This window comes from Hydrogenophilus thermoluteolus (genome assembly GCF_003574215.1).
In the GTDB taxonomy this organism is placed as follows: domain Bacteria; phylum Pseudomonadota; class Gammaproteobacteria; order Burkholderiales; family Rhodocyclaceae; genus Hydrogenophilus; species Hydrogenophilus thermoluteolus.
Genome location: NZ_AP018558.1, coordinates 373,031 through 395,647, shown reverse-complemented (window position 1 = coordinate 395,647; position 22,617 = coordinate 373,031). Strand labels below are relative to the sequence as shown.

21 protein-coding genes are annotated in these 22,617 nt (G+C 62.5%); 7 read left to right on the top strand and 14 right to left on the bottom strand.

The features are described from left to right. Positions 1-33: 33 nt before the first annotated feature. Together rpoE and HPTL_RS01805 are read right to left on the bottom strand one after the other, a co-directional pair. Complete coding sequence (rpoE, locus tag HPTL_RS01810) at positions 34-678, bottom strand: RNA polymerase sigma factor RpoE (RefSeq protein ID WP_119334444.1); 645 nt, start codon at positions 676-678, stop codon at positions 34-36. 61 nt (positions 679-739) lie between these two features. Further along, positions 740-1,867: an ISAs1 family transposase gene (locus tag HPTL_RS01805; RefSeq protein ID WP_119334443.1), complete on the bottom strand. Its 1,128-nt coding sequence runs from the start codon at positions 1,865-1,867 to the stop codon at positions 740-742. 201 nt (positions 1,868-2,068) lie between these two features. Between HPTL_RS01805 and nadB the strand changes: the two genes are divergently transcribed. Continuing rightward, positions 2,069-3,652 (top strand): L-aspartate oxidase, encoded by a 1,584-nt coding sequence (gene nadB, locus HPTL_RS01800; RefSeq protein ID WP_119334442.1) that lies wholly within the window; start codon positions 2,069-2,071, stop codon positions 3,650-3,652. A 38-nt stretch (positions 3,653-3,690) separates the two neighbouring features. On the opposite strand, the gene HPTL_RS01795 is transcribed toward nadB, so the two are convergent. From HPTL_RS01795 to HPTL_RS01755, 9 genes are all read right to left on the bottom strand, one after another. Further along, positions 3,691-4,185 carry a hypothetical protein gene (locus tag HPTL_RS01795; RefSeq protein ID WP_119334441.1) on the bottom strand — a complete coding sequence of 165 codons (495 nt, stop codon included), beginning with the start codon at positions 4,183-4,185 and terminating at the stop codon, positions 3,691-3,693. A 34-nt stretch (positions 4,186-4,219) separates the two neighbouring features. Further along, complete coding sequence (fabF, locus tag HPTL_RS01790) at positions 4,220-5,455, bottom strand: beta-ketoacyl-ACP synthase II (RefSeq protein WP_119334440.1); 1,236 nt, start codon at positions 5,453-5,455, stop codon at positions 4,220-4,222. Positions 5,456-5,481: 26 nt separating this feature from the next. After that, positions 5,482-5,721, bottom strand: a complete 240-nt coding sequence (acpP, locus tag HPTL_RS01785; RefSeq protein WP_119336026.1) for an acyl carrier protein — start codon at positions 5,719-5,721, stop codon at positions 5,482-5,484. A gap of 80 nt (positions 5,722-5,801) precedes the next feature. Then, positions 5,802-6,581 (bottom strand): 3-oxoacyl-ACP reductase FabG, encoded by a 780-nt coding sequence (fabG, locus tag HPTL_RS01780; RefSeq protein WP_119334439.1) that lies wholly within the window; start codon positions 6,579-6,581, stop codon positions 5,802-5,804. Position 6,582: 1 nt separating this feature from the next. After that, positions 6,583-7,530: an ACP S-malonyltransferase gene (fabD, locus tag HPTL_RS01775; protein WP_119334438.1), complete on the bottom strand. Its 948-nt coding sequence runs from the start codon at positions 7,528-7,530 to the stop codon at positions 6,583-6,585. A gap of 25 nt (positions 7,531-7,555) precedes the next feature. After that, positions 7,556-8,524: a beta-ketoacyl-ACP synthase III gene (locus HPTL_RS01770; RefSeq protein ID WP_119334437.1), complete on the bottom strand. Its 969-nt coding sequence runs from the start codon at positions 8,522-8,524 to the stop codon at positions 7,556-7,558. A gap of 11 nt (positions 8,525-8,535) precedes the next feature. After that, complete coding sequence (gene plsX / locus HPTL_RS01765) at positions 8,536-9,582, bottom strand: phosphate acyltransferase PlsX (RefSeq protein WP_119334436.1); 1,047 nt, start codon at positions 9,580-9,582, stop codon at positions 8,536-8,538. Next, complete coding sequence (rpmF, locus tag HPTL_RS01760; protein WP_119334435.1) at positions 9,579-9,758, bottom strand: 50S ribosomal protein L32; 180 nt, start codon at positions 9,756-9,758, stop codon at positions 9,579-9,581. Before rpmF ends, plsX begins: the two co-directional genes overlap by 4 nt. A gap of 3 nt (positions 9,759-9,761) precedes the next feature. Further along, positions 9,762-10,262 (bottom strand): YceD family protein, encoded by a 501-nt coding sequence (locus HPTL_RS01755; RefSeq protein ID WP_119334434.1) that lies wholly within the window; start codon positions 10,260-10,262, stop codon positions 9,762-9,764. 52 nt (positions 10,263-10,314) lie between these two features. Between HPTL_RS01755 and HPTL_RS01750 the strand changes: the two genes are divergently transcribed. Next, a complete protein-coding gene (locus tag HPTL_RS01750; protein ID WP_119334433.1) occupies positions 10,315-10,914 on the top strand; it encodes a Maf family protein in 600 nt (199 codons plus the stop codon). Here HPTL_RS01750 and HPTL_RS01745 read toward each other — a convergent pair. Beyond that, on the bottom strand, positions 10,858-11,925 hold the full coding sequence (locus HPTL_RS01745) for an RluA family pseudouridine synthase (protein ID WP_119334432.1): 1,068 nt from the start codon (positions 11,923-11,925) through the stop codon (positions 10,858-10,860). The genes HPTL_RS01750 and HPTL_RS01745 overlap by 57 nt on opposite strands. Positions 11,926-12,319: 394 nt before the next feature. Here HPTL_RS01745 and HPTL_RS01740 point away from each other — a divergent pair, with 394 nt between their 5' ends. Next, positions 12,320-15,544 carry an Rne/Rng family ribonuclease gene (locus HPTL_RS01740; protein ID WP_119334431.1) on the top strand — a complete coding sequence of 1,075 codons (3,225 nt, stop codon included), beginning with the start codon at positions 12,320-12,322 and terminating at the stop codon, positions 15,542-15,544. On the opposite strand, the gene HPTL_RS01735 is transcribed toward HPTL_RS01740, so the two are convergent. Then, a complete protein-coding gene (locus tag HPTL_RS01735; protein ID WP_119334430.1) occupies positions 15,541-16,035 on the bottom strand; it encodes a low molecular weight protein-tyrosine-phosphatase in 495 nt (164 codons plus the stop codon). The genes HPTL_RS01740 and HPTL_RS01735 overlap by 4 nt on opposite strands. Before the next feature lie 30 nt (positions 16,036-16,065). After that, on the bottom strand, positions 16,066-18,165 hold the full coding sequence (uvrB, locus tag HPTL_RS01730; protein WP_408610107.1) for an excinuclease ABC subunit UvrB: 2,100 nt from the start codon (positions 18,163-18,165) through the stop codon (positions 16,066-16,068). An 83-nt stretch (positions 18,166-18,248) separates the two neighbouring features. Between uvrB and HPTL_RS01725 the strand changes: the two genes are divergently transcribed. From HPTL_RS01725 to rraA, 4 genes are read left to right on the top strand one after another with little or no spacing between them, the layout of a single operon-like run. Further along, positions 18,249-19,451: an amino acid aminotransferase gene (locus HPTL_RS01725; RefSeq protein WP_119334428.1), complete on the top strand. Its 1,203-nt coding sequence runs from the start codon at positions 18,249-18,251 to the stop codon at positions 19,449-19,451. Positions 19,452-19,475: 24 nt separating this feature from the next. Then, positions 19,476-19,784 (top strand): ATP-dependent Clp protease adapter ClpS, encoded by a 309-nt coding sequence (clpS, locus tag HPTL_RS01720; protein ID WP_119334427.1) that lies wholly within the window; start codon positions 19,476-19,478, stop codon positions 19,782-19,784. Between the two features lie 2 nt (positions 19,785-19,786). Further along, positions 19,787-22,111 carry an ATP-dependent Clp protease ATP-binding subunit ClpA gene (gene clpA, locus HPTL_RS01715; RefSeq protein WP_119334426.1) on the top strand — a complete coding sequence of 775 codons (2,325 nt, stop codon included), beginning with the start codon at positions 19,787-19,789 and terminating at the stop codon, positions 22,109-22,111. 7 nt (positions 22,112-22,118) lie between these two features. Next, entirely contained in the window at positions 22,119-22,598 is a 480-nt protein-coding gene (gene rraA / locus HPTL_RS01710) for a ribonuclease E activity regulator RraA (RefSeq protein WP_119334425.1), read from the top strand. The last annotated feature ends 19 nt before the right edge of the window (positions 22,599-22,617 follow it).

Genomic DNA, 22,617 nt, shown 5'->3' with positions numbered 1-22,617 from the left:
CTCGTCTGCCTTGTCGTTATCGCAATCCCCGAACTACCAGCGTCGATCGGGCGGGGTTTCCAGAAGGGGGCGCAATCGGCGAGCAATCGCTTCCCGCGCCCGAAAAATGCGGGACCGCACCGTTCCGATCGGGCACCCCATCGCCTCTGCGATCGCTTCGTAACTCAACCCTTCGAGCTCCCGTAATTGGATTGCCGTGCGCAATTCTTCCGGGAGCTCGGCCATCGCTGCCTCCACCGTCCGCGCGATCTCCTGCGAAAGCAGCAACCGTTCCGGCGTCTCGTCCGTTCCCTGTCCATCCAGAAGGTCGAACGACTCTCCTTCGTCGTTGGCCTGGGTCGTGCTTGCCGTAGTCACCTCGCGTTTCGCGCTCACCAGATGGTTCTTCGCGGTATTGAGCGCAATCCGGTAGAGCCAGGTATAAAACGCGCTTTCGCCGCGAAACGCATTGATGGCGCGGTACGCTTTGATAAATGCTTCCTGCGCCAAATCTTCTACCTCAGCGGGATCGTGCACCAACCGCGAGATCAAACGCTCCACCCGGCGGCGGTATTTTTCCACCAACAACCCAAACGCTGCCTGGTCGCCCGCCTGCACGCGTGCCACCAACGCTGCATCGGTAAGCGCCCGAGGCGTATCCTGCACGCCGCGATCCGTTTTCGAAGTATTTGCCGCCATGCGCGCATTATACGCGGCGCGCCGTGCTCTGGTACTGACCCAGGGCAATCGCATGAACGGCTCACTGCAGGCCGAGGAGCTGAGCGCGGTAGATGTCGGAGGTAGCGGCGATGAGGCGTCTGGCCTTGATACCGCCCTTGCGTTTGACGGGATCGAGGCGGATGAGATTCAGGGTGATGTGCTTCAAGACGGCGAGATTGTGAGCAGCATGGCCGGTGCGAACGCGCATCTGATCATCGGCAAAGGCAACATCCATACACCAATGCAGGCGGTTCTCCACGGCCCAATGTGCGCGTACCGCCCGAGCCAGGCGGTGGGCATCGGCAGGCAGGCTGCTGATGTAGAAGCGGTGTTCAAGCGAGGTCTTGCCGTTGATACAGCGTTCCGTCTCGATCACTGCGAAGGATTTCAGGTCCGGCCATTGCTCGGGTCTGGCCAGGCAGTCCAGTTGATCAAAGGCATAGCAACGGCGCGTTTCCAGGCGGCCATGATCCTTCTCGACCGTTTCGGCCGCCGTGTGCGGGGTAAGTGTCGGGTGTGCCTGGAATTGGGCAAAGAAGTCTCGTATCGAAGCGACCAACGTCGGCTGATTATCCTTTACCGCCAGAACATAGTCTGCACCACGATCCCGGATGGTTTGGGCAATGTTGGCCTGGGTGCCCATCGCATCGATGGTGACGATGCAGCCTTCCAGCGCCAGCGTGGCCAGCAGTTCGGGAATCGCCGTCTTCTCGTTCGATTTCGCCGCTGTTGCCCGCTGCCCCAGCACCAAGCCCGCACCTGCGGCAAACGCGCTGACCAGGTGCAGTGGCGTGGCATCCACCTTGCCCGTGCGTCGGCTGGTCTTGCCGTCGACTGCCACCACCGTGTCTGCGCCCAGAGCCGGCAGGATCGCACCGACCCAGCGCCGGAACGCCGCTTCGAATTCCGTCGGATCGATCAGACCAAACAGCCGTCCGAAGGTGTCGTGCGAGGGAATGCCGGCCTCCAGCCTGAGGTAGCGGCGCAGCCACTCCAGCTTCTCCTTTGCCCACAGCTCGATCTCGACGAAGGTGTCGGCGCCAACCAGCACCGCATTGACCGCCACTACCAACAGTTCGACCAGGTCGTGTTTGACCTTGCCCGCTTGCCTCGGATCACGGATCGATACGAATACATCCGCCAACCGCAGCCTGTTCCCCGTCTCCATGGGCCACCCCAAAAAGACAGAAAACTACACAAATCAAGACACTGTGTATAGCCCCCTTGGCAACCCATTGATTGTGAACGACTATTTCAGCAGTCCACGACAGTGGCATTCATGCGATTGCCCTGGGTACTGACCATGGATCGCAGGAAATGTTCCGGAATATGCTAGGATTGGTGCGCGCAATTCGCTAGGGGAAAGGCTGTGACCGCGCATTGCTTCGAAGTCTTGGTGATTGGCTCAGGTCTTGCCGGACAATCGGTAGCACTTCGTCTTGCCGACCAGCGCCGCGTCTTGCTTGTTGCCAAACGGTCACTCACCGACACGGCCACCCAATGGGCACAAGGCGGCATCGCCGCTGCGCTCGACACCCCCGAAGGAATCGCGTCGCACATTCAAGACACGCTGATCGCCGGCGCCGGGCTTTGTAACGTCGAAACGGTTCGTTTCGTCGTCGAACACGGCCACCGCGCGATCGAATGGTTGATCGCGCAAGGTGTGCCCTTTACGCGCGACGCCGACGGCAGTTACCACCTGACGCGCGAAGGGGGCCATTCCGAGCGGCGCATCTACCATTCGGCCGACGCCACCGGCGCTGCGGTCCAAGAGACCCTCACTGCGAAAGTGCGTGCCCACCCCAACATCACCATTTGGGAGAATCACCTCGCGCTCGATCTCATCACCGGCGCGCGGGCGGGAATGCCGGAGCGGGGGTGCGTGGGCGCGTACCTCTTCGACCGCACCACCGGCCGGGTGAAAACGGTCGCAGCGTCGCACACTGTGCTTGCCACTGGTGGCGCCGGGAAGGTCTACCTCTACTCGACCAACCCCGATATCGCAACGGGTGACGGGATCGCGATGGCGTGGCGCGCCGGCTGTCGCGTCGCGAACATGGAGTTCATCCAGTTCCATCCCACCTGCCTCTACCACCCGCACGCCAAATCTTTCTTGATCAGCGAAGCGGTGCGCGGCGAAGGCGGCATCCTCAAACTTCCGAACGGCGAGCGTTTCATGCCGCGCCACGATCCGCGTGCGGAGCTTGCGCCACGCGACATCGTCGCGCGGGCCATCGACTTCGAAATGAAAAAACACGGGCTCGATTGCGTCTATCTCGACATCAGCCACAAACCCGCCGAATGGATTCGCAGCCATTTCCCCACCATCACGCAGCGCTGTCTCGAGCTCGGGATCGACATCACGCGCGAGCCGATCCCCGTGGTACCGGCGGCCCATTACACCTGCGGCGGCGTCGTGGTCGATCTCCGCGCTCGCACCGACCTTCCCAACCTCTATGCAGTAGGCGAAACCTCATGTACGGGGCTGCACGGTGCCAATCGCTTGGCCAGCAATTCCCTTTTGGAATGCGTGGTATTTGGCGAAGCGGCTGCGAACGACATCCTCGCGCAGCCGGTCTTTCCTGCTTGTGTCCTCCCCGAATGGGATGAGAGCCAGGTTACCGACCCGGACGAAGAGGTGGTGATCTCCCACAACTGGGATGAGCTGCGCCGCTTCATGTGGGACTACGTCGGTATCGTGCGCAGCGACAAACGGTTGTTGCGCGCGATGCACCGCATCCGTCTCTTGAAACGGGAAATCGACGAGTTCTATGCCCACTTTCGCGTGAACAACGACCTCATCGAGTTACGCAACCTCGTGCTCGTCGCCGAACTGATCGTCCGTTCGGCGATGCGCCGCAAGGAGAGCCGAGGGCTGCACTATTCACGTGACTACTCCGAACCGTTACCGAAAGCGCGCAATACGGTGCTTCGCCCACGGCGGCCCCGCTGAAAACGATCCTTTGATCCCGTTTTCGGCGCATCGTCCCGTCAAGCCAGCGGTTGCGCAGCGTCCCCGATCCAACCGTGCGCGCGAACCGCAAGACGCCAGTCATCGGCAGCGGAGAGCCGCCACCATTCGATCCAAATGGTGAAATGGGCTCCCTTGACCGTACGGGCGGTGAGTCGCCACCACAACCCCACGCGCTGAAGCGCAACGAGCCGTGCGGTGTTGTCTGCGAACTGGGTGGTCAGGGTTGCGCCATGCGGTCCCGTCGGACGCCGCACCCTCCGCAACCGGTCCCCTTCGAGCAGGTACCCCGCGCAACGGTGTTTCTGCCATCGCCACGCCGTCCCGAGCGCCGATAGGGCAAGCGCAACCGCCGCCAGCGCGAGCGCCTTGCCGACAAGGGAAGTAAACGCAACCCCCGCCACGAGCGCATGAGCGCCAAAAAGCAGCGCGAACGTCTGGGTGGGGGGCGGGAAAAAGATTACTTCGGAAGCAGCATGCACGGTTTCGGGAGCGCGCTCGGTGGGGTGTTCCACGCCCGTTTCCGTTGCCGCGCCAACGCGCGCTGCTTCAAATCCGCTTGAAGACGAGCGTTGCGTTGGTGCCACCGAATCCGAACGAATTAGAGAGCGCCGCGCGAATTTTCGTCGCCCGCGCCGTGTGCGGACAGTAATCGAGATCGCACCCTTCACCCGGTTCGTCGAGGTTGATGGTGGGCGGTGCAATCTGATGGTGTAGCGCAAGGATCGTAAAGATCGCCTCCACGCCGCCTGCGGCCCCCAGCAGATGCCCCGTCATCGACTTGGTCGAACTCATGATCAGCCGCTTCGCATGGTCGCCGAACGCGCGCTTCACTGCCAACGTTTCGGCGACGTCACCCAACGGCGTCGAGGTACCATGCGCGTTGATGTAATCGATTTCGTCTGGGTCGAGGCGCGCATCCCGCAGGGCATTTTGCATGCAGCGCATCGCCCCGTTGCCATCCTCACACGGCGCGGTCATGTGGAACGCGTCCGCGCTCATGCCGTAACCGACCAACTCCGCGTAGATCTTCGCCCCGCGGCGCTTCGCGTGCTCGTACTCTTCCAAGACGACCACGCCGGCACCTTCACCCAACACGAAACCGTCGCGCGCTTTGTCCCACGGGCGAGACGCCTTTTCGGGCTCGTCGTTACGGGTCGAAAGCGCCTTTGCGGAAGCAAAACCACCGATCGCCAGCGGCGTCACGGTCGATTCGGCACCCCCGGCGATCATCACGTCGGCATCGCCGTACTGGATCAGCCGTGCCGATTCACCGATCGAGTGGGTTCCGGTAGCACACGCGGAAACGACGGAGAGGTTGGGCCCTTTCGCCCCGAGCAAGATCGAGAGGTTGCCCGAGATCATGTTGATGATCGAACTGGGGATGAAGAAGGGCGAAATCTTACGCGCCCCGCCGTTGAGGAAATCGTGGTGGGTAGACTCGATCATCGGCAGACCGCCGATCCCCGAGCCGATATTGATCCCCACCCGTTCGGCGTTGGCTTCGGTGATTTCCAATCCGGCGTCGCGAACTGCCTGAATGCCTGCCGCCATGCCGTAATGGATGAAGAGATCCATTCGGCGCGCCTCTTTCTTCGGCAGGTACGCTGTAACGTCGAACTCCTTGACTTCCCCAGCGATGCGCACCGGAAACGTGCTTGCGTCGAAACGCGTGATGGGCCCAATGCCTGAGCGCCCCTCGACGATGTTCTTCCACGCCTCTTCGACACTATTGCCTACGGGAGAAACGATCCCTAGGCCGGTCACGACCACGCGCCGACGCATGCCGTACTCCTTCGGATAAACGGATATTATTTGTTGAGGTGCGCGACGATGTAATCGATCGCCTGTTGCACCGTGGTGATCTTCTCAGCCTCCTCGTCCGGGATTTCGCACTCAAACTCCTCCTCGAGCGCCATGACGAGCTCAACGGTATCGAGCGAATCGGCCCCCAGATCCTCGACGAAAGACGACTCGTTCTTGATGTCGGCCTCATTCACGCCGAGTTGTTCGGCCACGACCTTTTTCACACGCTGCTCGATTTGCTCGATGTTTTCCATTTCGGATGACTCCTTGAACGGGATGAAAAGCGGAGTTATTCTACCAAAGCAAAAAGCAATTGAAGCCTTTTTCACGCCATGTACATACCCCCATTGACGTGGAGTGTGGCGCCGGTGACATAGGATGCCGCGGGTGACGCCAAGAAGAGCACACACCCGGCAACTTCCGCCACCGACCCCAGGCGTCCCAATGCGATCTGGTTTGCGAGCACCTCGCGTTGGGCTTCGGGCAACGCTTCGGTCATATTGGTTTCGATGAAGCCCGGCGCGACGCAGTTCACGGTGATGTTGCGGCTGCCCAATTCGCGTGCCAACGCCCGGCTCATCCCCGCAACGCCCGCTTTCGCCGCAGCGTAATTGGCCTGCCCGGCGTTCCCCATGCTGCCGACCACGGAGGTGATATTGATGATCCGCCCGTACCGCGCTTTCATCATCCCTTTGAGCACGAGCCGCGACAGACGAAAGACTGCGGTGAGGTTGGTATCGATCACCGCCTGCCATTCGTCGTCCTTCATCCGCATCGCCAGGTTGTCTTTGGTAATGCCCGCGTTATTGACCAGAATGGCGATCGCACCGCGCTCTTTCTCGATCGCGCGCACCAAGTGCTCGGCCGCCGCGCCGTCGGTGACATCGAGCACATGCCCTTCGCCATCAAGCCCTGCCGCAGCAAAACGGGCGCTGATCGCCGCTGCCCCCTGTTCGCTCGTTGCCGTTCCGATCACATAGGCGCCCGCCGCAGCCAGCCAGTCAGCCACCGCCGCGCCGATCCCTCGCGACGCACCGGTAACGAGCGCCGTTTGCCCATCCAACCGAAACGCGCGCGCAACCGTTTCCTGCACCGTCGTTTCCATCTCAATCCTTTCCGTCATCGCGTTCTGTCTCGAGCAGCGACTGCACGGCTTGCGCGTCGCTCAACGCGACGCTTTCGAGTGACTTGACGATCCGCTTCGTGAGCGCTGCGAGCACTTTCCCAGGACCACACTCGACCACGCGCGTGACACCCGAAGCCGCTGCGTGTTCGATCGTTTCGATCCAGCGAACAGGGGAATAGGCTTGCGCAACGAGCGCGGCACGAATCGCTTCCGGCTCGGCGTGGGTCGCCACGTCGACGTTGTGGATCACCGGAATGCGGGGCGAATGCACCTCGACCTCGGCGAGCGCTGCCGCGAGCCGCTCCGCAGCGGGGCGCATCAGCGCACAGTGAAAAGGCGCACTCACGGGCAAGAGCACCGCGCGTTTGGCACCGCGCGCTTTCGCGAGCTCCGCAGCCAGCAAGACCGCGTCCCGATGCCCCGCAACCACAATCTGTCCGGGGGCGTTGAGGTTCGCGGGCGCAACGATCTCCTCTGCTGATGCGGCCTGAGCACACACGTCGGAGACCGCCGCAGCGTCGATCCCCAGGATCGCGGCCATCGCACCCACGCCCTCCGGCACCGCTTCTTGCATCGCCTCCCCACGCAAGCGAACCAACCGGACGGCATCGGAAAAAGCGAGCGCTTCGGCAGCAACCAGCGCACTGTATTCGCCCAGGCTGTGTCCTGCGACGAACGCAGGATCATGGCCACCGAGCGCTTTCCATGCCCGCCAGACCGCGACGCCAGCGGTGAGCATCACCGGCTGGGTATTGCGCGTACGCGTCAGTTCCGCCTCCGGCCCCTGATCGACCAGACGCCACAGATCGATCCCCAGGGCGTCGCTCGCCTCCCGAAAGGTTTCCCGAATTTCCGGCAATCCTTCGTAGGCGCGCATCATGCCGACACTCTGTGACCCCTGACCGGGAAAGACAAACATCGTCGTCATGCGTCTCCTCGCTTTTTGGTTCAGGTCACCAACGCAACAGCGCAGCGCCCCAGGTAAAACCGCCACCGATCCCTTCGAGCAGCACCATTTGACCGGGCAGAATCTGCCCCGCCTGCACCGCATCGCACAACGCAAGCGGTATCGACGCCGCCGAGGTATTACCGTGCTGCTGCACGGAAGTTAGTACCCGCGAAAAAGGAACCCCCAAACGCTTGGCCGTCGCATCCAAAATGCGTATGTTGGCTTGATGCGGCACCAACCAGTCGAGTTGATCTGGGGTCATCTGAGCCACCTCGAGCACTTCTCGTGCAACGTCGGCAAGCGACTGCACGGCAAATTTGAATACCGCTTGACCCTGCATCCGGACGAACGGATCTCCGGTCACCTGGCCATTCGCAGTCTGGCCCGGAACACAGAGAAGATGCCGGTGGCGTCCGTCGGCGTGCAATTTCGTCGCCAAAATACCGGGCGCGTCGCTCGCTTCGAGCAGCACCGCACCCGCCCCATCGCCGAAGAGCACGCATGTGGTGCGGTCGCGCCAATCCAGGATGCGGGAGAAGATTTCGGCACCGATCACCAGCGCCCGCTGCGCGGCGCCCAACCGTATGAATTGGTCGGCCAGCGTCAACGCATAGACGAAACCGGTGCACACGGCTTGGACGTCGAACGCCGGCGAACCGTTGGTGATCCCCAGTTTGTCCTGCACGATCGTCGCAGTGCTGGGAAAAATCATGTCGGGCGTCGACGTGGCCAGAACGATCAGATCCACGTCGTTCGGCTGCCAACCTGCGCTTGCGAGCGCCTGCTGCGCCGCAGCGACCGCAAGATCACTCGTCTGTTCGTCGTCGGCGGCAAAGTGGCGTGTCGCGATACCGGAACGCGTGCGGATCCACTCATCCGAAGTATCAACCCCGCGCGCGACGAGATCTTCGTTGGTAACGGGGCGCCCTGGAAGGTACCCACCTACCGCGACGAGCCGAGAATAGCGGGCCATCGTCTCCCCTTTCATCCCGCGGAAGGCGCCGGGGCAGCCGTATTTTCTGCGGCGGAACCCCCGTTGAGTGCTGCCAATTGCTCTGCGACGCGATCGACCAAGCGATGGGTGCCGGCCTCCCAGGCCCGCTCGAGCGCCCAACCGAACGCATACGCATCGACCCCGCCATGACTCTTCACGACGGCGCCGCGCAAGCCGACCAAAACCGCCCCGTTGTACCGCCGCGGATCGACACGATCCTTGAAGCGGCGCAACACCGGCAATGCGACCATCGCGGCCAGTTTCGTCCACCACGCACGAGAAAACTCTTCCCGCAGGAACGTGGCCAACATCTGCGCCAGTCCCTCGGTCGTCTTCAACGCCACGTTGCCGACGAACCCGTCACAAACGACCACGTCGGCCGCACCTGCGTAGATATCTTCCACGTTGCCGACGAAATTGAGCGGTGACGCAGCAAGAAATTCCGCGGCTTCGCGAACGACCTGGTTGCCTTTGATCGCCTCTTCGCCGATATTGAGCAACCCCACCCGCGGTTCAGAGACCCCTTCGACCGCGCGCACCAAGGCTGCCCCCATCACACCGAATTGGAGGAGGTGTTCTGCGGTGCAGTCGACGTTCGCGCCCAGATCGAGCACCCAAACCCGACCCGTGCGCGCCGGCAACACCGTCGCGATCGCCGGGCGATCGATCCCAGGCAAGGTTTTGAGGACGAAACGGGCAATCGCCATCAGCGCACCGGTATTGCCGGCAGAGACGGCTGCCACCGCCCGACCATCTCGCACCAACTCGATCGCACGGCGCATCGACGAGTCGCGCTTGGTGCGCAACGCCGACTGAGGCAACTCGTCCATCGCGACGACCTGAGACGCCGGCTCCAAGGTGATTCGGTCCGGAAAACGGCGCGCAAGACGCTCGACTTCGGGCGCCAACCGATCCGGCATACCCACCGCAATGACGCGTGCGACGGTGTTCTTGGTCAAAAAGGTTTGGATCGCGGGGATCGTGACGGAGACCCCATGGTCTCCGCCCATACAATCGACAGCGAGCGCGCTGTTCATTCGCCAGCGGTATCGATCACTTTACGGCCGCGATAAAAACCGCTCGGCGTCACATGGTGACGAAGATGGACTTCACCCGTAGTGGCATCGACCGCGATCGGCGGGTTTTTCAAACGGTCGTGCGACCGATGCATGCCACGCTTCGACGGTGATTTTTTGTTCTGCTGAACAGCCATGATTTAGCGCTCCATTTGAAGTAACACGGAAAAAGGGGAAAGCGGTTCACCCACTTGCGCTGGCCCCGGCAACGCGCACCCATCGTGCACCGCACCTTGAGGCCACGCCAACAACAGTTCTTCTTCCAACAACTCGAGCAGCGTGATCGGTTCGTCCATCACGCGCGCATCCCAGTTCTCCTCCTCGAGCTCCTCTTCCGGAATCGCCGCCGCAGACCGGTACCAAACGACCAGACGTTCGATCGCCACCGTCCAAGGCGCCACCGCGAGACAATGCGGGCAGACCACGGGCAGCACGCCTTCGAGGCGCAGCCGACTCGCGGCACGCCCTTCCGGCGTTCGTTCGGGCTCGACCCGCCAATCGAGCGTCGCGGCAAGGTCACCGATCTGCTCCGCTGCACGCGCAAACCGCGCTGCGGCCACTTTTCCGGACCACGGCGCGTCGCCTCGAACGAAAGCAACCGGATCGAATACCTGAGCGAGGAGATCAGGATGTTCGGACATAAGAGCGGAATGATAAAATGTTCGCCACTTTTTGTCAAAGCCTTGCGTCCCGATGAACAGACCCGATTCTGCGCTTTTGGTGCTCGCATCTACCTCCCCTTACCGCCGTGCGTTGCTGGCACGACTCAACCTCGATTTCGTCACCGCAAACCCCGAAACCGACGAAACCCCGCAACCCAACGAATCGCCGCGCGACCTTGCCTTGCGTCTTGCCAAAGCCAAGGCGCGCGCTGCGGCCCGTCAATTCGCGCAACCTGCCCTCATCATCGGCAGCGACCAAGTGGCCGCGCTGGGCAACGAACGCTTCGGCAAACCGGGCACGCCGGAGCGCGCGATCGCGCAACTCAAGCGCATGCGCGGGGAAACCGTCTATTTTTATACGGCAGTCGCCGTTTTCGACACCGTGACGCAACAGAGCCGGGTAACCGAGGTTCCCACCGCGGTGACTTTTCGCGCCGACCTCAGTGACGACGCGATCGAACGGTACGTACGCACCGAACAACCGCTCGATTGCGCTGGCGCCGCCAAAATCGAAGCACTCGGCATCGCGCTGGTCGAAAAAGTGGTCAGCGACGACCCAACGGCGCTCATTGGACTACCGTTGATCGCCACCGTTCGGCTGCTGCGCCATTTCGGCTGGCAAATCCCGTAACACACTGTCCAGTGCCCGCTGGGGCACCCCACCTTCGGTCGGCCGCCCCAGCCGTTTGACGCACTGCGCAAGCGCCCCAGGTAGCGGCGCATCGCACACGACACGCCGACCTGATTCGGGATGACGAAACGCTAGGCGGCTGGCGTGAAGAAACAACCGCGGCAGATCGAGTCGACGCGCTACCACCTTATTGAGCGAAAAATCGCCGTACTTTTCGTCTCCGGCGATCGGGTGCCCGACGTGCGCCAAATGGGCGCGAATTTGATGGGTCCTTCCCGTATGGATCCGCACTTCGACCAGCGAAAATCCCGGCGCGGGCGCGCCCCACGCCGCAAGACGAACCACCTCCGAATCCGAAGGTTTGCCCGTCTCGGCAATGCGAACCCGTCGCTCACCCGCCGCGGTCAAATAGCGCTCAAGTGGCGCGCGAATGCGCAGACGCGATTCTGTGAGCATCCCGACTGTCAGAGCGAGGTAGGTTTTCGCCACCTCGCCAGCACGCCAAGCCGCTTGCAGCCCTTTCAAAGCGCGGCGCGTTTTTGCGATCACGAGCAACCCGGACGTATCCCGGTCGAGCCGATGGACGAGCTCCCAACGCTGCGCTCCTGGCCAATGGGCACGCACCCACTCGATCAATCCCCAGGAGAGACCCGACCCGCCATGGACCGCGACTCCAGAGGGTTTGTCGACGACGAGCAGCGCCTCATCCTCATAAACCACCGAAAGCGAAGCGAGCGCCCGCGCGGGCGGCACCACCGCAATGGTGGGTTCGGGCAAACGCAGCGGCGGCACCCGCACCGTCTGGCCCGCGTGCAACCGACTGTCGGGTTGCGCACGGCAACCATCGACCCGCACTTCACCGCTACGGATGATGCGATAGATCAACGCTTTCGGCGCCCCCTTCAGATGGCGACGCAAGAAATTGTCCAACCGCTGCGGCCCCTCGGTCACCTGCAAAAAACGCACCGCGGTCTTGACCGGCGCGGTTTCGAGATCTTGCGCTTTTCCCATAATCAGTACTATACTTCACCCTTGACCAAGACCCGATCTTACTCCTTTGGTCGAGCCATTTATCTCCGCTCCCAAAAGGGTCTTGACCGGTTTTTTCGTTACGCACTGAACCCGACCAACCTACCCCGGCGGTGCCTGACGTAAGGAAAGCAAGTGAAGCGCTCATTGGGTTTCGAGCGCTCCATCGAGGAATCCGTGAACACGATTTTTTTGGCCTTCTTCCCGCTTCTTCTCATTGCGCTCGCCTGTACCTTTAGGCGTAAGAGCGTTGTGCTGGCTGCTTTTCGGTCTAAGCCAACCCTCTGTGCGCATCGCGAAGCGGTGCGGTCCGCACGGCTCATCCCTCCCCTTTCCCGTCGGGTCCCGCCCATCGACTCGTGGAGACCCGAATCCGATGAAACGCATGCTCTTCAATGCCACGCAAGCCGAAGAATTGCGCGTGGCGATCGTAGATGGCCAGAAACTGATCGATATCGACATCGAATCCGCCCACCGCGAACAACGTAAGGGCAACATCTATAAAGCGGTCATCACCCGCATCGAACCCAGTCTGGAAGCGGTCTTCGTCGACTACGGCGAAGAGCGGCATGGTTTCCTTCCCTTCAAGGAGGTTGCGCGCAGCTACTGGCGGAGCACCGAACAGAACGGTCGCACCCGTGTCCAAGACGCGCTCGAAGTCGGTCAAGAGCTGATCGTTCAAGTCGAAAAAGAGGAGCGCGGCAACAAAGGCGCGGCACTCACCACGTATGTTTCGCTCGCAGGGCGTTATCTGGTCCTGATGCCCAACAACCCGCGCGGCGGCGGCGTTTCTCGCCGCATCGACGGTGAAGAGCGCGCCGAACTCAAACAGATGCTGGAGCTGCTCAACGTCCCGGAGGGCATGAGCCTGATCGCACGCACCGCAGCGATCGGCCATTCGCTCGAAGAGCTCCAATGGGACCTCGACTACCTGTTGAAACTCTGGCGCGCGATCGAAGAAGCGGCAAACGCCCAAAAAGCCCCTTTCCTCATCTATCAAGAGAGCGCGCTCGTCATCCGCGCGATCCGCGACTACTTCCAGCCCGACATCAGCGAAATCCTCTGCGACACCGACGAAATTTACGAGCAGGCGCGCCAGTTCATGCAGCACGTGATGCCCGACTGTGTGCGCCGTGTCAAACGGTACGCCGATGATGTCCCGCTTTTTTCCCGCTTTCAGATCGAACATCAGATCGAAACCGCGTACGCGCGCCAAGTAACCCTGCCCTCTGGCGGTGCGATCGTGATCGACCACACCGAAGCGCTTGTCGCGATCGACGTCAACTCCGGCAAAGCGACCAAAGGTGCCGACATCGAAGAGACCGCGCTCAAGACCAACCTCGAAGCCGCGGAAGAGATCGCGCGACAGCTGCGGCTACGCGACCTAGGCGGCCTGATCGTGATCGACTTCATCGACATGGAAAACCCGAAAAACCAGCGGGAAGTCGAACAGAAACTCAAAGAGGCGCTGCACTTCGACCGGGCACGGGTCCAGATGGGGCGCATCAGCAAATTTGGGCTCCTCGAGCTCTCACGGCAACGGCTCCGCCCGGCGCTCGCCGAAGGCACCTATGTCCCCTGCCCGCGCTGCAGTGGCACCGGTCATATCCGCAGCACCGAATCGGCCGCGCTGCATATCCTGCGCATCATCGAAGAAGAAGCGATCAAAGAGCATACCGCCGCGGTTTATGTTCAAGTTCCGGTCGACGTCGGCACCTTTTTGCTCAACGAAAAACGGTTCGACGTCGCCCGTATCGAGGCGCGCCACCAGGTCCGCGTCGTGATCATCCCCAACCGGCACATGGAAACGCCAGCGCACGAAGTGGTGCGGCTGCGCCACGACCAGATCGACAACCTGGACGTGCGCTTGGTGAGCTACGAACTGGTCACGCCGCCAGCGCCGGAAACCGCGCCGACGAACCTCCTGTCCGAGCGCAAAGCGCCCAAGCAAGAAGCCGCGGTGAAAGGGATCGCCCCCGACGCCCCGCCCCCGGTCACGCGAGCAACGGACGCACCGGAAGACGCGACGGCAGACACGGCGCCGACGGCCCAAACCACCGAGGCACCCCAGCAAGCTCCGCTGCTTCAGCGCCTTTTCGCGTGGCTCAAAAGCTTGATGGGACCGGGCGACACCAGCGCTACCTCATCGGAAACCGAAACCGCGAGCCCGTCCGCGCCACCGGTGCGAAATGGCAACGGTCGCCGCAACGGCAACAGACGTCGCCCACCGCGCCGCAAACGGAGCGACGAATCGCCGCGCGACGCGTTGACCAGCGAAACGAGAACCCCACAGCCGCAAACCTTAAGCGCCTTGGCCGAATCTGCCGACTCCTCCCTCGCGTCATCGGCTGAATCGGAAACGAGCGCCGAACCGTTGGAACTCGTACTCACGCCGGAGAGCGGCAGCGAATCGCCGGCCAAACGGCGTCGCCGCCGCAGCCGGGGGCGGCGCAAAGAGTCGGCTGCCGAAAGCGAGACCACTGCTCCGACCGAAACCTACGACGCAGCAACCACCGAAACCACTTCGGCGGTAGCGGACACAACCGAGGAGCTTCCGGCTGAAGAACCGACCCCGACCGCACCGTCAGCAGCATCGGCACAACCGGCCGAAACCGCGCGCGAAGCAGCCAAAGGGGCTGAAACCGCACAACCCGAGGCCACCGAACCTGCCGTGACGGCATCCACCGATGCGGCAGAAGAAATAGCAACACCAGCACCCGAGCACGCCGAGAAGGAGCGCGTACCTGACGACGGCATCCTTCCAGAACGGCAGCTCCCGGTACCGGTTACGCCAGCAGTCACGGAAGTAGGGGCAGTAAGCGCTGCTGGCGAAACGACAGATACTCCAACTGCAGCGGACGAAACGGCTCTTGACACCACCCAACGTCCGGAGGCAGAGCCTGGCGCAACCGCGGCAGTCGTGCCGCAAGACGGCGAAACAGCCGAGCAGACACCCGCTGACGAAAAGCCCGGTGCCGAATCGCAACCGGCTGCACCAGAAGCCACGGCACCCGAAGCAGCCGAACCCCAATCCGGTGCGTCGCCTGCGAATGCCGAAGGCTCCGAAGAAGTGCCAGTACTGCTTGCGCCGCTTCCAGTCCCGGAACGGCTCGACGGTTCGCTGGCCGCCATCCCCCCGGGGCGTCCAGCGGTTTCGCAAAACCTGAGTGAAGGCGACCCGCGTGACGGCAACACGGCAACGGAAGCCGCTCTTGGCACCCCTGCGTCGACAACGGACCTACCAGCGGGCGCGGTAGAGGACGCGCCCCACGAAACCCCGCCGACAATGTCCGAACCGGGCGTGCCGCCCGCCAACGCGGCGCCTTCTGCAACCGCTGCGCCATCGTCCCGCAACGCAGAGACGCCGAAGGGCAACGAGTCGCACGAGGTTACGGACGAGCCTGCCCCGCGCCGCGAAACCGATACCGCGGCGCTGCGGGAAATGGTCGCGCAAGCGGGCCTCGTCTGGATCGAAACCGACCCCAGCCGCGTCACTTATCGACCGGTTTTCCCGCAGCCTGAAGGCTTGGGGCGCGTGATCCCGCGCGCCCCAAAGCGCGACGAAGGGCCGCTCATCCAGGTGGAGACGCGGCGCAACTAACCGCTTTGCGTGGCTCGATTGGTCTCTTCCAGCCAATCGAGCCACGCCATCGCCCCATCTTCGATGAGGTCGAGCACCTGCTCGAACCCTTCTCGCCCACCATAGTAAGGGTCTGGCACTTCGTAATTCGGAAACGCGCGGCTTTGCGCCATGAAAAGCGCCAACTGCGCGTGTGCCTCGAGCGGACGCATCCGTTCGAGCAGCGCCAGGTGGCCGCGATCCATTGCCAGAATCCAATCGAAGCGCCTAAAATCGTCGCGGCAGATTTGCCGCGCACGCAGCGTCGACAAATCATAGCCACGGGCGCGCGCGGCCCGAAGCGTCCGCGGGTCCGGTGGTTCGCCCACATGATAGTCGTGCGTGCCTGCCGAATCGACCGTAACCCATGTCCATCCGCGCTGCTGCGCCAGATGGCGCAATACCCCTTCTGCGGTCGGCGACCGGCAGATATTGCCCGTGCACACACACAACAAACGAATCGGCGTCGTCATACTCCCTCCTGAAGCGGAATCGGCAAGGCGTCACGCCACCGTCTCGAACCCGAACACCGACTGCCGCAACGCCAGCAATTGATCGCGCACCGCCGCCGCCTTTTCGAATTCGAGCGCCTCGGCGTGGCGTTTCATCTCGCGCTCCAGCTTCTGAATCGCTTTCGCCACCGCCTGCGGATCACTGCGGTCGAGCTGCGCCAACCAATCCCCGTCCGCACGCGACGCCGCGCGACCGCTTGTACGGGCCGCCGCGCCCTCACCGCTTGCAGGCAGCCCATCGATCAACTCTTTGACCGCTTTGACCACCGAACGGGGGGTAATTCCGTGCGCCGTGTTGTAAGCGATCTGTTTCGCCCGCCGCCGCTCGGTCTCCTCGATCGCGCGGCGCATCGAATCGGTGACCGTATCCGCGTAAAGGATCGCAGTTCCATGAACGTGGCGCGCCGCGCGACCAATCGTCTGAATCAACGACCGCTCGGAACGTAAAAACCCCTCTTTGTCGGCGTCGAAGATCGCCACCAACGAAACCTCGGGAATATCGAGCCCTTCGCGCAACAGGTTGATCCCGACCAGAAGGTCGAACGCCCCCAAGCGTAGGTCGCGGATGATCTCGGCGCGCTCCACCGTGTCGATGTCGGAATGGAGGTGCCGCGCCCGGACGCCGTTTTCGTTGAGAAACTCGGTGAGGTCTTCGGCCATCCGCTTGGTGAGCACCGTCACCAATACCCGCTCACCGCGCGCGATGCGCTGTTTCGCTTCATGGAGCAGATCATCGACCTGCTGCGACGCGGGACGCACCCACACCTCCGGATCGACGAGACCGGTGGGGCGCACCACCAGTTCGACCACCGCGTCGCTCGTTTCCCGTTCATAATCCCCTGGCGTTGCCGAAACGAAAACCGTCTGCGGCATCCGTGCTTCGAACTCCACCCAAGTGAGCGGCCGATTGTCCATCGCACTCGGCAGGCGAAAGCCGTACTCGACCAGATTGGCCTTGCGCGCGCGATCGCCGCGGTACATTCCCCCGATCTGTCCCACCGTGACGTGCGACTCGTCGATGAACAACACCGCGTCGGGAGGCAAATAGTCCATCAACGTCGGCGGCGGCTCCCCGGGCGCACGGCCCGAAAGGTGGCGCGAATAGTTTTCGATCCCTTTGCAAAACCCCACCTCTTCGAGCATTTCCAGATCGAAGAGTGTGCGCTGCTCGAGCCGCTGCGCTTCGACCACCTTCCCCGCAGCAAGCAGCGCTTCGCGCCGCTCCCGCAGCTCGGCCTTGATCGCGTCGATCGCGCGCAACACGGTTGCGCGCGGTGTGACGAAGTGGCTCGACGGATAGACCGTGAACCGGGAAAGCTGCTGCACCACCGCACCGGTGAGCGGATCGAAGAGCTTCAACGCCTCGATCTCGTCGTCGAACCACGCCACCCGCAGCGCCCATTCGGCGTGTTCGGCCGGAAAGATATCGATCGCCTCACCGCGCACTCGGAACGTCCCGCGCACGAAATCGGTCTCGGTGCGCTCGTACTGCATCGCCACCAGACGCTCGATCGCCGCCCGGCGCGAAAGCTGCTCCCCCACCCGCAAGTGGAGGATCATCGCGTGGTAGTCCACCGGATCCCCGATCCCGTAGATGCACGAGACGGTGGCAACAATCACCACGTCACGCCGTTCCAACAGGCTCTTCGTCGCCGACAAGCGCATCTGCTCGATGTGCGCGTTGATGCTCGAATCCTTTTCGATGTAGAGATCACGGCTCGGCACGTAGGCTTCGGGTTGGTAGTAGTCGTAATACGAAACGAAGTATTCAACCGCGTTCTTGGGAAAAAATTCGCGAAACTCGCTGTAGAGCTGCGCCGCCAAGGTCTTGTTCGGCGCAATCACCAACGCCGGGCGCCCAAGGCGCGCGATGACGTTGGCCATCGTGAACGTCTTGCCGGAACCGGTCACCCCCAACAACACCTGGCGTGCCAGACCAGCCTCGAACCCATCGACCAACTGCGCAACCGCCTGAGGCTGATCCCCTGCTGGCGGATAAGGGGCGTAGAGCACGAAAGGGCTACCGGGGAAACGGTGCCACGTCCCGTGATCCGCGCCGTTTGGGTCCGTTGCGACCCCAGGATTCGGCACCGAATCGCCCTGAGGTGCCGTGGTAGAATCGTTCGTCGTCACACGCTTCATTCCCTCATTATCGCAAAAGTTGGAGAACCGCGATGTCACTCTTTGCCAATGTCCCGCTTGCGCCGCGCGACCCGATCCTGGGTCTCAACGAAGCCTACGCTGCCGACCCGCGCTCGAACAAAGTGAACTTGGGCGTTGGGGTCTACTACGACGACAACGGGAAAATTCCGTTGTTGGCGTGCGTGCGCGAAGCGGAAACCGCGATGGCGGCAAACCCGAAACCACGCGGCTACCAGCCGATCGAAGGGCCAGCGCACTACACCACTGCGGTGCAGCACCTGCTCTTCGGCCCCCAATCCCCCCTCTTGGCAGAAAAACGGGTCGTCACCGCGCAAGGGCTTGGCGGCACCGGGGCGCTGCGTATCGGCGCCGACCTTCTCAAGCGGATCGTCCCCGACGCTTCGGTCTATATCTCCGCCCCGTCGTGGGAAAACCACCGCGGCATCTTCGAAGCAGCGGGTTTCTCTGTTCGTGAGTACCGCTATTTCGATGCCCAAACAGGCGGCGTCGATTTCGCGGGCATGATTGCCGATCTCGAAGCCGCACCGGCCCACAGCATCATCGTGCTCCATGCCTGCTGCCACAACCCCACCGGCGCCGATCTCACCGAAGCGCAATGGCAAACGGTCGTCGAAGTCTGTCGAGCCAAAGCGCTCGTTCCCTTCCTCGACATGGCCTACCAAGGCTTCGCCGAAGGGATCGACGCCGACGCGGTTGCCGTGCGCCGCTTCTGCGATGCCGGGATTCCTGTCTTGATTTCGAGCTCGTTTTCGAAGAACTTCTCGCTCTACGGCGAACGGGTGGGCGCCCTTTCGATCGTCACCACCACCGCCGACGAAGCCGCGCGGGTCCTTTCGCAACTCAAACGGGTGATCCGCACCAACTACTCCAACCCGCCGACCCATGGGGCCGCGTTGGTCGCCACGGTGCTCGCCGACTCTGCGCTGCGCCAGCAGTGGGAGACGGAACTCGCGGGCATGCGCGACCGCATCCGAGCGATGCGGCAAGGGCTGCGCGCGCGCCTCGAAGCCGCGGTTCCTGGGCGCGACTTCACCTTCGTCACCGCGCAGCGCGGGATGTTCTCCTACACCGGCCTCACGCCGGAACAGGTCGAACGGCTCCAGCGCGACTTCGGCATCTATGCGGTGCGCTCGGGGCGGATCTGTGTCGCTGCGCTCAACAGCCACAACCTCGATACCGTTGCCGATGCGATCGCAGCGGTGTTGCGCGGCTGATCGCGACTCGCTAGAATGACCTCCATGAGCGTGCAACCGGTCGAGCACATTGAACCGCAGGCGGCGGAAACCGAACTCAAGCCGCCGCCGCTCTTCAAGGTGCTGCTGCTCAACGACGATTTCACGCCAATGGACTTCGTGGTGGAAGTGCTGCAGCGTTTTTTTCACATGAACACGGAACGCGCAGTCGCAATCATGCTCAAAGTCCACCATGAAGGGATGGCCGTCTGCGGGGTCTACCCGAAAGACATCGCCGCCACCAAAGTGGCGCAAGTCACCGAGTTCGCCCGCAAGAACGGCCATCCATTGGCCTGCACCATGGAGGAAGCCTAGCGATGATCGCCCCGGAGCTCGAAGTCACTCTGCACATGATCTTTGCCCAAGCGCGGCAGATGCGCCACGAATATGTGACCGTAGAGCACCTGTTGCTTGGGCTGCTCGACAACCCCTCGGCTTCGGACGCGCTGCGCGCGGTCGGCGCCAACATCGACGGGCTGCGCCGCGATCTGCAGCAATTCATCGACACCCACGTCCCGCGCGTTCCCGGTGAGGGCGATTTCGACACCCAACCCACCCTGGGTTTCCAACGCGTCGTCCAGCGGGCGATCCTCAGCGTCCAGTCGGCCGGAAAATCGGACGTCACCGGCGCAGCGGTGCTCGTTGCGATCTTCGGCGAAAAAGATTCGCACGCGCTCTTCTTGTTGCAGCGGCACAAAATCACCCGCCTCGACATCACCAATTACCTCGCGCATGGCGTCGCCCCCGAACGGGTCGCGCAACAGCAGAACCTCCGCAACAAAGCGGGTGCGCAAAGGAACAACCCGGCCGCGAGCGACGACGACGACGAACAGCGTCCCGCAAATGGTGCCGCGGCGCTCGAACAATTCACCCTCAACCTCAACCAACTCGCAAAAGAGGGCAAGATCGACCCCCTCATCGGTCGCGACGCGGAACTCGAACGGGTCGTACAAACCCTCTGCCGCCGCCGCAAGAACAACCCGCTGCTCGTGGGCGAAGCGGGCGTTGGCAAGACCGCGATCGCCGAAGGGCTCGCGAAACGGATCGTCGACGGCGAAGTCCCCGAAGTGCTCGCGAACGCCACCGTCTATGCGCTCGACCTCGGAACCCTGCTTGCGGGGACCAAATACCGCGGCGACTTCGAACAGCGGCTGAAAAACGTCCTCAAAGCATTGCAGGAACAAGAGGGGGCAATCCTCTTCATCGACGAAATCCATACGCTGATCGGTGCCGGTGCCGCATCGGGCGGCAACCTCGACGCGTCGAACCTCTTGAAACCGGCGCTTGCGAAGGGGCAACTGCGCTGTATCGGCGCTACCACCTACAACGAATACCGTCAGATCTTCGCCAAAGACCACGCGCTCTCGCGCCGCTTCCAAAAAATCGACGTCACCGAACCGTCGGTTGCCGACACGGTCGCGATCCTCAAAGGGCTCAAAGAACGCTTCGAAGCGCACCACGGCGTCAAATACACCGCCGCTGCACTGCAAGCCGCTGCGGAACTTTCCGCGCGCTACATCACCGACCGGCAACTCCCCGACAAAGCGATCGACGTGATCGACGAAGCAGGTGCCGCGCAAAAAGTGCTCCCCAAAGGCAAACAGAAAAAGACGATCGGTAAAGCGGAAATCGAAGCGGTGGTCGCCAAACTCGCGCGCATCGCACCCCGCGCCGTGGCGCGCGACGACCGGCAAAAGCTCGCCACCCTCGAACGCGACCTCAAACAGGTGGTGTTCGGGCAGGACGAAGCGATCGAACAGCTCGTACGCGCGATCAAACTCAACCGCGCCGGACTCGGCAACCCCAACAAACCCATCGGCTCGTTCCTCTTCTCCGGGCCAACGGGTGTCGGCAAAACCGAAGTGGCGCGCCAGCTCGCCTTTACCCTCGGGATCGACCTCGTGCGCTTCGACATGTCCGAATACATGGAGCGCCACACCGTAAGCCGCCTCATCGGTGCGCCACCGGGTTACGTCGGCTACGAAGAAGGGGGGCTTTTGACCGAAGCGGTGATGAAAAAACCCCACTGTGTGCTCCTGCTTGACGAAATCGAAAAAGCGCACCCGGACGTCTTCAACCTCCTTTTGCAGGTGATGGACCACGGAACGCTCACCGACGCCAACGGCCGTAGCACCGATTTCCGCCACACGATCCTCATCATGACCACCAACGCGGGCGCGGAAACGATGCAAAGAAGCGCGATTGGCTTCACCGCGAAGCGCGAAGCGGGCGACGAGATGGCCGAACTCAAGCGCGTCTTCACCCCTGAGTTCCGCAACCGGCTCGACGCGATCGTCTCGTTCAAACCGCTCACACCCGACGTGATCGCGCGCGTCGTCGACAAATTCCTCCTGCAGCTCGAAGCGCAACTCCAAGAAAAACGGGTCGAAGCCCACTTCACCGACGAACTCAAAGCGTGGCTGGCTGCAAAAGGGTTCGATCCGGTGATGGGCGCACGCCCGATGGCGCGCCTCATTCAAGAGACGATCCGCGCAGCGCTCGCAGACGAACTCCTCTTTGGCCGTCTGGCTCACGGTGGCGAAGTGACGATCGACATCGACGACCACGAAAAGGTGGTGCTTCGCTTCCCGGAAGACGGCGAAACTTCCGATCACCTCCCTGTCGTCGAAGCCGAAGGATGACGCAGCGATGACCTTTCAAACCACCGACCTCTGTGACGCCTTCGAAAGCGAACTCCAGGTACTTGCGCCAATCCTGCGCTCCTACGGCGGCGCGCGCTGCGCGGGCGGCCCGATCCGTACCCTCAAAATCTTCGAAGACAACGCGCTCGTGCGGGAAACGCTGGCAACCCCGGGCGAAGGGGCAGTGCTCGTGATCGACGGCGGCGGCAGCCTGCGCCGCGCGCTCCTGGGCGATCAGCTCGCGGAACTGGCGGTCCAAAATGGCTGGGCAGGCGTGATCGTCTATGGCGCGATCCGCGATTCCCGCGCCATCGGACAGCTGCCCCTCGGCGTCTGGGCCATGGGCACGATTCCCCTCAAAACCGTGAAACGGGGCGAGGGACAACGCGACATTCCCGTCACCTTTGGCGGGGTCACCTTCACGCCCGGACACTTTGTCTATGCCGACGAAGACGGCGTGATCGTCGCGCCGCGCCCGCTCCTCTGATCCCAGAAAAACGGGGCAC